Source organism: Streptococcus pseudopneumoniae, assembly GCF_001072665.1.
Taxonomy (GTDB): domain Bacteria; phylum Bacillota; class Bacilli; order Lactobacillales; family Streptococcaceae; genus Streptococcus; species Streptococcus pseudopneumoniae_S.
Window position 1 is genome coordinate 1 of record NZ_JVJI01000089.1, and the last position, 8,557, is coordinate 8,557.

The following is an 8,557-nucleotide window of genomic DNA, read 5'->3' on the forward strand; positions in this document are numbered from 1 at the left end:
ACAAGGAGTCCGTGTTCGCTTGATCGAAGTGGAAAACGGAAAACGCCAACTTAAAGAAACTTATGATAAAGTTGTTGCTCAAGATCGTATCCTAGAAGTTGGTACAGCTGGTGAAACAACGAAACCAGTACAGCCGGTAGATACAAAACCACAAGTGTCAGAAAAAGCAGAAACAAAACCAATTGCTCCAAGTGAAGCTAGTCAAACTAATAAAGCCCAGTTACCAAATACAGGTAGTGTGACAAGCCAAGAAACAGTAGCAGCAGGTTTAGCTCTACTCTGTTTGAGTGCAGGATTAGTAGCCACTAAAGGTAAAAAAGAAGACTAGAAATTTTGATACTTTCGTTATCATTAAAGAGTGGAGAGAAACTCTTGTCTTAGATAGAAGATAAATCCCTTGGAATATAAGTTTCTAAGGGATTTTCTTTGTATAAAATTGTATAGTGTTATTATCTACCTTATTTTGTAGAGAAAGCAAAAATCCCTAGAAAATGTTTAGGGATTCAATTATTTCATTAAGAACAATTCAACAATCATCTCGATATACATGACAAGGGTTAATAAGAATCCTGCACGCCAGAAAAATTTGATGAATTTAGGATAGTAAAAGCTACGTTTTTTCAAAAGGAAGAAAAAAACGAGAATAGTGGCTAGGAGTGAGAGGGCTAGGCCTAGTCTAGGGAGGAAATTATGGGTAAAGGTTTTAGCTGTAATCAAGTAATACTCAAATACCAAGACTGGAAAAGCCAAATCCGCAAAGTTTCGTCCTAGTTTTTTTAATCTAAAAAGTTTGGTTATGATAATGCAGACTACTAAGGTCAGTATCAATAATAAAATAGATGCTAATTTCATTAAAATCATACCCATATTGTATCATAAAAAATCGCTAAAGGAAACGAGAAACAGAGGAATTTATAGGAAAGTCAGGCTTTTGAGATTGTGGGTGTTTTTTGTTATAATAAAAGTTATGAAATCTTATAATACCTTGAATGATTATTATCGAAAACTATTTGGAGAAAAGACCTTTAAAGTCCCTATTGATGCGGGGTTTGACTGTCCCAATCGTGATGGGACTGTGGCTCATGGAGGCTGTACTTTTTGTACGGTTTCAGGTTCTGGAGATGCTATCGTAGCACCGGATGCGCCTATTCGTGAGCAATTTTATAAGGAAATTGACTTTATGCACCGTAAGTGGCCAGACGTTCAGAAGTATCTGGTTTATTTTCAAAATTTTACCAACACCCATGAAAAGGTAGAAGTGATTCGAGAGCGCTATGAGCAGGCTATCAACGAGCCAGGTGTGGTAGGAATCAATATCGGGACACGGCCAGACTGTTTACCAGATGAAACCATCGAATATTTGGCTGAGTTATCGGAACGCATGCATGTGACGGTTGAATTGGGCTTGCAGACCACTTATGAAACAACCTCTGACCTGATTAATCGTGCCCACTCCTATGAGTTGTACGTGGAAACGGTCAAGCGTTTGAGAAAGTATCCCAAGATTGAGATTGTTTCCCATCTTATTAATGGCTTGCCTGGTGAAACCCATGAGATGATGATTGAAAATGTCCGACGCTGTGTTACGGATAACGATATTCAAGGAATTAAACTACACTTGCTTCACCTTATGACCAATACGCGTATGCAACGAGATTATCACGAAGGACGTTTGCAGTTGATGAGCCAGGACGAATATGTTAAGGTCATCTGTGACCAACTGGAAATCATTCCCAAGCATATCGTCATCCATCGAATCACAGGAGATGCACCTAGGGATATGCTGATTGGTCCTATGTGGAGCCTCAATAAATGGGAAGTGCTAAATGCTATTGAAACTGAAATGCGACGTCGTGGAAGTGTTCAAGGATGCAAGGCTGTAAAACAGGAGTTTGAAAATGAAAAGACCACTTGAAATGGCACATGATTTTTTGGCTGAGGTAGTGACAAAAGAGGATATCGTAGTAGATGCGACCATGGGAAATGGGCATGATACTCTTTTTCTAGCCAAGTTAGCTAAGAAAGTCTATGCCTTTGATATTCAGGAGCAAGCCTTGGAAAAGACGCAAGAGCGTTTGAACCAAGTTGGAATGACAAATGCCCAGTTAATCTTGCAAGGCCATGAGACACTGGACCAGTTTGTGACAGAAGCCAAGGCAGGGATTTTTAATCTGGGCTATTTGCCGTCAGCTGATAAGTCAGTCATTACCCAGCCTCAGACAACGATTGAAGCATTAGAAAAGCTGTGTGGCTTACTTGTCAAAGGGGGACGAATTGCTATCATGATTTACTATGGTCATGAAGGAGGCGACCTCGAGAAAGATGCTGTTTTGGATTTTGTTAGTCAGTTGAACCAACAAGAGTACACAGCTGCTATTTTCCGAACCTTAAACCAAGTCAACAACCCACCGTTTTTAGTAATGATTGAAAAATTAGAGAGATATAGACATGGATAAACAATACCTACGTGAAAAGCTGGATGCTATGCGCCAGAATTTTGTTGAATCAACCCACCACGAACGAGCAGTGGGTGTGCTAGACCAAGTGCATATGAGCAAAAAAATGCTTAAAATCAAGAAAAAATTAGTTGCTCTTGAAATGGAACGGTGCCAGCGAAAAATTGAGCACAAGGATTGTTCCAAGATTGACCAAAAGATTAAAGAGCAGAAGGAGATATTTGAATCCTGTTGTAAAAAAGACTAAGGAGGAATTGCGTGGAATTATTGATTTACCTCATCCTATTTTTACTGGTCTTGATTGTCTCAAGTACAACCAATAAGCTCCTGCCCTTTTTGCCGCTTCCATTGGTGCAGATTCTTTTGGGAATTGTGATTGGACTCTTTTTACCCAATACCGATTTTCATCTCAATACGGAGTTGTTTTTGGCCCTGGTTATCGGGCCCTTGCTTTTCCGAGAGTCAGAAGAAGCGGATATTACGGCTATTTTAAAACACTGGCGAATCATTGTTTATCTCATATTTCCAGTGATTTTTATCTCGACCCTGAGTTTAGGTGGCTTGGCCCATCTTCTTTGGTTCAGCCTTCCCTTGGCAGCTTGCTTGGCTGTTGGGGCAGCTCTTGGTCCTACGGACTTGGTGGCCTTTGCCTCTCTTTCTGAGCGCTTTAGCTTTCCTAAGCGCGTGTCCAATATCCTCAAAGGTGAAGGACTCTTGAATGATGCTTCTGGATTGGTAGCCTTTCAGGTGGCCTTGGCGGCTTGGACAACAGGATTTTTTTCTCTTGGCCAAGCTGGTAGTTCGCTCATCTTTTCAATCCTAGGCGGTTTTTTGATTGGCTTTTTAACAGCCATGACCAATCGTTTCCTCCATACTTTTTTGTTAAGTGTGCGCGCAACGGATATTGCCAGCGAACTTTTATTAGAATTGAGTTTGCCTCTGGTGACCTTCTTTTTAGCAGAAGAAGTACATGTTTCAGGGATTATTGCTGTTGTAGTTGCGGGGATTTTAAAGGCAAGCCGCTTTAAGAAAATTACGCTTCTCGAGGCCCAAGTGGATACGGTGACCGAGACAGTCTGGCATACGGTGACCTTTATGCTCAACGGTTCTGTCTTCGTGATTTTGGGAATGGAGTTGGAAATGATAGCAGAACCTATCTTGACCAATCCAATCTATAATCCCTTACTCTTGCTGGTGTCTCTTGTCGTTCTTACCTTTGTCCTCTTTGCCATTCGTTTTGTCATGATCTATGGCTATTATGCTTATAGGACCCGACGCCTCAAGAAAAAGTTAAATAAGTATATGAAGGATATGCTTCTCTTAACCTTCTCAGGTGTCAAGGGAACGGTGTCGATTGCTACAATTCTTCTGATACCAAGTGATTTAGAGCAGAAATATCCAATCTTACTTTTCCTTGTCGCAGGTGTGACGCTTGTCAGCTTTTTAACAGGTCTCTTGGTCTTGCCTCATCTTTCTGATGAACAGGAAGAAAGCAAGGACTATCTCATGCATATCGCTATTTTGAATGAAGTAACAATAGAGTTGGAAAAAGAGTTGGAAGACACTAAAAATAAACTTCCCCTTTATGCGGCTATTGACAATTACCATGGACGAATAGAGAACCTTATCCTGAATCAAGAAAATAAGGGGGCTCAAGAAGACTGGGAGGCCTTGAAACTTCTCATCCTCAGTATTGAAAGTGATGGTTTAGAACAGGCTTACGAAGAGGACAAGATGAGTGAGCGTGCCTATAGAGTCTACCAACGATATTTGAAAAACATGGAACAAAGTATCAATCGCAAGTTTGCGTCACGATTGACCTATTATTTCCTTGTTTCCTTGCGGATTTTACGTTTTCTCCTCCATGAAGTCTTTACTCTTGGCAAGACCTTCCGCAGTTGGAAAAATGAAGAATCACAGAAACTCAGAGCCCTTGACTATGACCAAATTGCAGAGCTCTATCTAGAAAATACAGAGATGATTATCGAAAGTTTGGAGAACCTAAAAGGGGTTTATAAGAGTTCTTTAATCAGCTTTATGCAGGATTCTCGTCTTCGTGAAACGGCTATTATCACTAGTGGTGCCTTTGTCGAACGGGTTATCAATCGTGTTAAACCTAATAATATTGATGAGATGCTAAGAGGCTATTACCTAGAGCGCAAGTTGATTTTCGAATATGAAGAAAAACGATTGATTACAACCAAGTATGCCAAGAAGTTACGACAAAATGTAAATAACCTAGAAAACTATTCCTTGAAGGAAGCTGCCAATACCCTACCTTATGATATGATGGAATTGGTAAGAAGAAATTAATCAAGATTATAAGTGAAGGAGTGTGACATGAAGAAGTGGTGGAAAGAGCTGATAGATAAGCCTTTATTAAAAGCCTTTTTGCATTATTATCAAGCATCAGATAGTGAGTTGACCAGTGTTGCAGTAGCTTACTATTGGTTGATCTCGATATTTCCCCTGCTTTTGGTGGTGGTCAATATCCTCCCTTATTTTCAGATTCCAGTTTCCAATTTTTTAAACGTGACTAATAGTTTTTTGCCTGATACGGTTTATGATGTTATTGCAAAAATTGTAATGGAAGTTCTGACTCAGCCATCAACAGGTTTACTGAGTTTTGCGGTCTTATCAGCTTTATGGACTTTTTCAAAATCCATGAATTATCTCCAAAAAGCTTTTAATAAGGCCTATGGAGTAGCTAAGAGTAGAGGTTTAATTTACCAGCAATTGATGAGTTTACTAGTCAGTTTTGGCTTGCAAATCCTTTTTGCCTTAGCTCTCTTTCTCAGTGTCTTTGGCCGTATGCTTCTCAACCTTATCAAAAGCTACTGGAAATCGGATAGTCCTATCTTTGATTATCTGCAAGACCTAACAGGTCCCTTGGTTTATGCCCTGATTTTTGCCATCCTAGTCATGCTCTACTATTTCCTACCCAATGTTAAGGTCCGACGGATTCGACATGTTTTGCCGGGTAGTGCCTTTGTCTTGTTGACTCTGTCCTTACTGCTCAATATCTTTTCAGTCTATGTTAACAACTATGTCAATCACCTAGTGGACGTCCGCTTTTTCAGTTCCGTCGTCGTGGTGGTCATGATGTTTTGGTTTATTCTTATTGCTAAGATTTTAATTGTCGGAGCGGTTATCAATGCCAGTGTCCAGAGTTTGAAAGATCCGAGCTTTAGAATAAATTAACTCAATTCTTTATCCATTACAAAACGCATATTATCAGGTTTTATAAAACCTTGATAATATGCGCTTTTTTGATTGTGAAAACTAATAGATAAACATGGCATCGCCAAAACTAAAGAAGCGGTAGTGTTCTTGAATGGCATGGTGGTAGGCATCTAGGACCAATTCGCGACCTGCAAAGGCAGAAACCAACATGACCAGAGTTGATTTTGGCAGGTGGAAGTTGGTTGAGAAGGCATCCACTACCTTCCATTCATAGCCAGGTTTGATAAAGATATTGGTCCAGCCAGAATCTGCTTGGATTTGCCCATCAAACTTGGAACCAATAGTCTCCAGTGTGCGGATAGAAGTGGTTCCGACAGCGATGACACGACCACCATTTTCTTTAACGGAGCGAAGGGTGGCAGCAGCTTCCTCAGAAAGTTGGTAGAATTCTGAGTGCATTTCGTGTTCGTCCAGATTGTCAACAGAAACGGGTCTAAAGGTTCCGAGTCCGACATGGAGGGTCAGATAGACTAGATGAACACCCTTAGCTTGGATTTCTGCCAGCAGTTCTTTGGTAAAGTGGAGGCCAGCGGTTGGGGCAGCGGCTGAGCCACTTTCCTTGGCGTAAACAGTTTGATAGCGTTCGCGGTCATCCAATTTTTCATGGATATAAGGCGGTAGCGGCATTTCACCCAGACTTTCCAAGACTTCTAGGAAAATTCCTTGGTATTCAAAGCGGACAATGCGACCCCCGTGGGTCAATTCTTCCGTAACGACAGCGCTGAGGCGACCATCACCAAAGCTGACGCGAGTGCCAACCTTGAGGCGTTTGGCAGGTTTAGCCAGAACTTCCCACTCATCGCCAGCAGTGTTTTTGAGCAGGAGAAGTTCCACATGACCTCCAGTTTCTTCCTTTTGACCATAGAGGCGGGCAGGGAGAACTCGGGTATCGTTCATTACAAGGGCATCACCAGGTTCCAACATATCAATAATAGAGTGGAAGTGTTTGTCCTGCATTTCTCCCGTTTCACGGTTGACGATGAGGAGTTTAGAAGCATCACGTTTTTCAAGGGGCGTTTGGGCAATCAATTCCTCTGGCAAGTGGAAATCAAAATCAGCTGTATTCATATATCTGTTCATTCTTTCTAAGTTCTAATCCTATCCATTATAACATGTTTCAAGTATAGTCGCTCTTTTTTTAGAAATTAAATCGTTTTCACTTGACAGAAATTGGTCTATACCATATAATAAATATAGATTAAAACGGAGGATGAAAAGATGAAAGTCATTAAAGTTGAAAACCAAATCGAAGGTGGAAAAGTTGCTTTCGAGATTTTGAAGGAAAAATTGGCCAATGGAGCTCAAACCCTAGGACTTGCGACAGGAAGTAGCCCACTTGAATTTTACAAGGAAATTGTTGAAAGTGACCTTGATTTTTCAAACCTAACCAGTGTCAACCTTGATGAGTATGTAGGACTTGATGGAGACAATCCACAGTCTTATCGTTACTTCATGCAAGAAAACTTGTTTAATCAAAAACCATTTAAAGAAAGTTTCTTGCCTCGTGGGGTTAAGGACAATGCTGAAGCTGAAGTTGAACGCTACAACCAAATTTTGGCTGACCATCCAGTTGACCTCCAAATCTTGGGAATCGGTCGCAATGGACATATCGGATTTAATGAACCTGGTACTCCATTTGACAGTCAAACGCATCTAGTTGAACTTGATCAGTCGACTATTGAAGCCAATGCTCGTTTCTTTGACAAGATTGAAGACGTCCCAACCCAAGCCATTTCAATGGGGATTAAAAATATCTTGGATGCCAAGTCAATCCTGCTCTTTGCTTACGGTGAATCAAAAGCAGAAGCCATTGCCGGAACAGTGTCTGGCCCAGTGACCGAAAACCTACCTGCAAGTAGTCTACAAAATCACCCTGATGTGACCATCATTGCAGATGCTGAAGCGCTCAGCTTACTTGAAAAGTAAAAATACAAGAACCACTTGCTCTTTGGAGTAAGTAGTTTTAGACATATAAAACTTCAACATTACGATAGGAGGACACATGAATAAAGAAGAATTTCTAAAAATAAAAGAAGCGTATAAGAGTGCTAGAACGGAAGAAAAAAAAAGTATAATAGACTTTCTTCTAAATAAGAAAGATAATGATGGAAACTTAGTATTTTTAAAAGAGAAAGATGGCACTGATACATTTGTAAAGACAGGTCTAGGATGTGGAAAACGAAATTACTCATCAGGAGGTACTTTATCTAGACCGTATGATTTATCAAATCACATGTATATTGATTTGTCTTATAAAGGAAATGAAATCTTAATCTCTTTACAGTCTTTTGATATTGATCCAAATAGTCATAATATTCATGTCTTATATGATCGGATAGGTATTATGTTTGAAAAAGACGGCATAATTTTGTTGCCTGATAATAAATCTGAAGTCAGGGATGCTTTTCTTAAAATGGAAACAACAAACTGGGAATTACCTTTATCTGAAGCAGATATGGAGGAGATGGTGAACTATATTATTAATCATTATGAAGAATAAAAAACTTAGTTTCCTCTTGACAATTATTCCTTTTACGTGTAAAATAGAATAGATCTTGAACTTGAAGGGAGTGAAAAAAATGTCTAAAACAGTAGTACGTAAGAATGAATCTCTTGACGACGCACTTCGTCGTTTCAAACGTGCGGTTACTAAAGCTGGTACTCTTCAAGAAACACGCAAACGTGAATTCTATGAAAAACCTTCTGTAAAACGTAAACGTAAATCAGAAGCAGCTCGTAAACGTAAAAAATTCTAATTAGAAATGAAAGGCTGGAGAAATCTAGTCCTTTTTCTTTTAATACTCTTCGAAAATCTCTTCAAACCACGTCAACGTCGCCTTGCCGTACTCAAGTACAGC

Annotated in this window: 11 protein-coding genes; 9 read left to right on the plus strand and 2 right to left on the minus strand. The window is 40.0% G+C overall.

Features of this window, described 5'->3' with window-relative positions; genetic code table 11:
• Window positions 1-328 (plus strand): LPXTG cell wall anchor domain-containing protein (locus ADH52_RS04755; protein WP_049510409.1); only part of this gene is annotated, 328 nt, incomplete at its 5' end.
• A 179-nt stretch (window positions 329-507) separates the two neighbouring features.
• Here the strand turns inward: ADH52_RS04755 and ADH52_RS04760 are convergent.
• Window positions 508-867: a DUF3397 domain-containing protein gene (locus ADH52_RS04760; protein ID WP_049510410.1), complete on the minus strand. Its 360-nt coding sequence runs from the start codon at window positions 865-867 to the stop codon at window positions 508-510.
• 91 nt (window positions 868-958) lie between these two features.
• On the opposite strand from ADH52_RS04760, the gene ADH52_RS04765 reads away from it, so the two are divergent.
• The 5 genes from ADH52_RS04765 to ADH52_RS04785 are packed head-to-tail and all read left to right on the plus strand — an operon-like array spanning window position 959 to window position 5,657.
• Window positions 959-1,915, plus strand: coding sequence for a TIGR01212 family radical SAM protein (locus ADH52_RS04765; RefSeq protein ID WP_025169866.1), 957 nt, complete (start codon window positions 959-961; stop codon window positions 1,913-1,915).
• The gene (locus ADH52_RS04770) at window positions 1,899-2,456 is read left to right on the plus strand and encodes a tRNA (mnm(5)s(2)U34)-methyltransferase (protein ID WP_049510412.1); all 558 of its coding nucleotides are present in this window, start codon (window positions 1,899-1,901) and stop codon (window positions 2,454-2,456) included. Before ADH52_RS04765 ends, ADH52_RS04770 begins: the two co-directional genes overlap by 17 nt.
• On the plus strand, window positions 2,449-2,703 hold the full coding sequence (locus ADH52_RS04775; protein ID WP_000361089.1) for a hypothetical protein: 255 nt from the start codon (window positions 2,449-2,451) through the stop codon (window positions 2,701-2,703). Before ADH52_RS04770 ends, ADH52_RS04775 begins: the two co-directional genes overlap by 8 nt.
• Before the next feature lie 11 nt (window positions 2,704-2,714).
• Window positions 2,715-4,769, plus strand: coding sequence for a cation:proton antiporter (locus ADH52_RS04780; RefSeq protein WP_049510414.1), 2,055 nt, complete (start codon window positions 2,715-2,717; stop codon window positions 4,767-4,769).
• A 27-nt stretch (window positions 4,770-4,796) separates the two neighbouring features.
• The gene (locus ADH52_RS04785) at window positions 4,797-5,657 is read left to right on the plus strand and encodes a YihY/virulence factor BrkB family protein (protein ID WP_049510416.1); all 861 of its coding nucleotides are present in this window, start codon (window positions 4,797-4,799) and stop codon (window positions 5,655-5,657) included.
• Window positions 5,658-5,738: 81 nt separating this feature from the next.
• Here the strand turns inward: ADH52_RS04785 and queA are convergent, their stop codons facing one another.
• Window positions 5,739-6,767: a tRNA preQ1(34) S-adenosylmethionine ribosyltransferase-isomerase QueA gene (queA, locus tag ADH52_RS04790; RefSeq protein WP_001090137.1), complete on the minus strand. Its 1,029-nt coding sequence runs from the start codon at window positions 6,765-6,767 to the stop codon at window positions 5,739-5,741.
• Between the two features lie 150 nt (window positions 6,768-6,917).
• Here queA and ADH52_RS04795 point away from each other — a divergent pair, with 150 nt between their 5' ends.
• The 3 genes from ADH52_RS04795 (at window position 6,918) to rpsU (ending at window position 8,455) form a co-directional block, all read left to right on the plus strand.
• Window positions 6,918-7,625 carry a glucosamine-6-phosphate deaminase gene (locus tag ADH52_RS04795; protein ID WP_000864591.1) on the plus strand — a complete coding sequence of 236 codons (708 nt, stop codon included), beginning with the start codon at window positions 6,918-6,920 and terminating at the stop codon, window positions 7,623-7,625.
• A gap of 76 nt (window positions 7,626-7,701) precedes the next feature.
• Window positions 7,702-8,199, plus strand: a complete 498-nt coding sequence (locus ADH52_RS04800) for a hypothetical protein (RefSeq protein WP_049510417.1) — start codon at window positions 7,702-7,704, stop codon at window positions 8,197-8,199.
• Window positions 8,200-8,278: 79 nt separating this feature from the next.
• A complete protein-coding gene (rpsU, locus tag ADH52_RS04805; RefSeq protein ID WP_000048054.1) occupies window positions 8,279-8,455 on the plus strand; it encodes a 30S ribosomal protein S21 in 177 nt (58 codons plus the stop codon).
• Window positions 8,456-8,557 lie beyond the last annotated feature (102 nt).